This window comes from Streptomyces sp. P5F9 (genome assembly GCF_057961495.1).
Map to the genome: position 1 here is coordinate 1 of NZ_JBXVPZ010000773.1, position 2,625 is coordinate 2,625.

A 2,625-nucleotide genomic window follows, 5' to 3' on the forward strand; every position below is an offset into this window, starting at 1 on the left:
CCCGCACCCCGTTCTCTGGATCCCCCTGCCCCGCAAACGCCGCTGATCAAAAGTCAAAAGCCTGTGAGGCGGCTGGCAGGACAGGTCGGTCCACATCACGAATCGGCCTCGGGGGCGGAGCCGTAGCGGCCGAAAAGCGCCCAACAGGCCTCGCAATTCCGGCAGATCGGGGGAATCTCCGCCACCCGCCCCCACCTGCGGCTTTACCCATCGTGACGAACCCGTGATGCGATCACCTTCACAGCTCCAACTCGTTTTCACCGCAGCCTCCGCACACCTAAGGTCACCCCACGACGGGCCCTTGCTCTGGAGCGCAATGCCCAGGGGTCCGTTTCGAATGTGGGGACAAGAATGAGAAAGCTCGCCATCGGCGCCGCCCTGACCGGTGCCCTCGCCCTGACCGGTCTGGCCGCGCCGCTCGCGCAGGCCGCTACGCCGGATCTGGTCTTCTCCGGCGTGACGGTCAACAAGGGGAAGGCGGTCGTCGTCGGTACCACCACCGCGGTGAAGGTGCCCGTGACGTACACGCTGACGCGTCCGTCGGATCTGGTCCTCGACTACAAGACGACGTTCGCGGGGATCATGCTCTACCGCGGCGGACTCTCGGACTTCGACAACGAGCTCGACGGGGACATGTCGCCGACGTGCACGACGACCGCGACGACGGACACCACCGTCACCGAGTCCTGCTCCGACACGATCACGATCGACCCGGAGGACAGCCTGTACGAGACCGCCGACGCGACCACCTGGAACGTCGCCGGCATGTACGGCCACTACGACGTCGACCTGGACGACTCCGACGACAGGATCAGCTCGTCGATGGACTTCGCGGCCTGGGGCGGCAAGGGCAAGATCAAGATCCAGCGCGCCGCCAAGCTCACCGCCAACGCCTCTCCCGAGCCGGTGAAGAAGGGGAAGACCATCACGGTCACCGGCGCGCTGACCCGGGCCGACTGGGAGCGCGGTACGTACACCGGTTATGTGTCACAGCCCGCCAAGTTGCAGTTCCGGGCGAAGAGTTCGAGCACCTACACCACCGTCAAGACGGTCACCACGGCCAAGGGCGGTGCCCTGACGACGACCGTGAAGGCCGCGCAGGACGGTTACTTCCGCTACGTCTTCGCCGGTACCTCCACCACCGGCGCGGCAACCGCCGCCGGTGACTTCATCTACGTCAAGTAGGACGCCGAGCAACACCCGACCCTCCCTCACCGCCCCCGCAGGTAACGAGTCTGTTGCCTCGGGGGCGGTGTCTATTGACGCCCCCTTCGCCCCGGGCTTACGTTCCTCCCACCCAATTGGAAACTTTCCTAACAGTGATCACGTGACACGCTGTGTGGTTCGGGAGTTCGAAAGGCAGGTGGCGTAAGACATGGCAGGAACCTCTGGTACCCCGGGCACCGGCACCCCGGGCACCCCCCGCGTCCTGCGCGCCATGAACGACCGCGCCGCCCTCGACCTGCTCCTGGAGCACGGCCCGCTCTCCCGCACCCGGATCGGCAAGCTCACCGGCCTCTCCAAGCCGACCGCCTCCCAGCTGCTGGCCCGGCTGGAAGCGGCGGGGCTCGTCCTCGCCACCGGGACGAGCGAGGGGCGGCCGGGGCCCAACGCCCAGCTGTACGTGGTCAATCCGGGTGCCGCGTACGCCGCCGGGCTCGACGTCACGCCGGAGCGCATCCGCGCCGCCGTCGCCGACGTCACCGGCCGGACGGTGGGGGAATTCGAGCTCGCCACTCCTGGTCGGCGGCCCGCCCAGCCCGTCGTACGGCAGGTGACGGATGCCCTCGACGGGGCCGTGAAGGCGGCCGGGCTCGCCCGGGACGACGTCCACCGGCTCGTCATCGGCACCCCGGGCGCCTTCGATCCGAACACCGGCCGGCTGCGGTACGCCTCGCACCTGCCGGGCTGGCACTCCCCCGCGCTGCTCGACGAACTCGCCGCCGCGCTGCCGATGCCGGTGGAGTACGAGAACGACGTGAACCTCGTCGCCATCGCCGAGCAGCGGCTCGGCGCGGCCCGCGGGCACGGCGACTTCGTGCTGCTGTGGAACGAGGGCGGTCTCGGCGCCGCCCTGGTCCTCGGCGGCCGGCTGCACCGCGGCTGGACCGGCGGCGCGGGCGAGGTCGGCTTCCTGCCGGTGCCGGGCGCGCCCCTGGTCCGCCAGGTGACCAAGGCCAACAGCGGCGGTTACCAGGCCCTGGCCGGTTCGCAGGCCCTGCCCGGGCTCGCCGGTGAACTCGGCATCACCGAGATCCCGACGGGTCCCTACGCCGAGGTCGCCGCCACCCTCGTCGCCACCGCCGCCGACCACACCACCGGCCCCCAGCGGCGGCTCCTGGAGATCTACGCGACCCACCTCGCGACCGGTCTCGCCTCGCTCGTCTCCGTACTCGACCCCGAACTCGTCGTCCTCAGTGGTGGCTCGCTGGCCGCGGGCGGCGAACCTCTCCGTGCCCTCGTCCAGGCCGAGTTGGAGGAGCTGGCGGCATCGCGGCCCCGGCTCGTCGTCGGCGACGTCCATGAACAGCCCGTGCTGCGCGGCGCGTTGGAAAGCGCGCTGGCAACGACCCGCGACGAGGTCTTCGACACCTCCCGCTGACCCCCGCCCCACCGACCCGACTC

Annotated in this window: 2 protein-coding genes; both read left to right on the forward strand. The window is 69.9% G+C overall.

Going from position 1 to position 2,625, the window contains the following annotated elements; translation table 11 throughout:
* Nucleotides 1–351: 351 nt before the first annotated feature.
* On the forward strand, nucleotides 352–1,185 hold the full coding sequence (locus AC31A1_RS49835; RefSeq protein WP_489659665.1) for a hypothetical protein: 834 nt from the start codon (nucleotides 352–354) through the stop codon (nucleotides 1,183–1,185).
* Nucleotides 1,186–1,375: 190 nt separating this feature from the next.
* The gene (locus tag AC31A1_RS49840) at nucleotides 1,376–2,602 is read left to right on the forward strand and encodes an ROK family transcriptional regulator (RefSeq protein WP_489659666.1); all 1,227 of its coding nucleotides are present in this window, start codon (nucleotides 1,376–1,378) and stop codon (nucleotides 2,600–2,602) included.
* The last annotated feature ends 23 nt before the right edge of the window (nucleotides 2,603–2,625 follow it).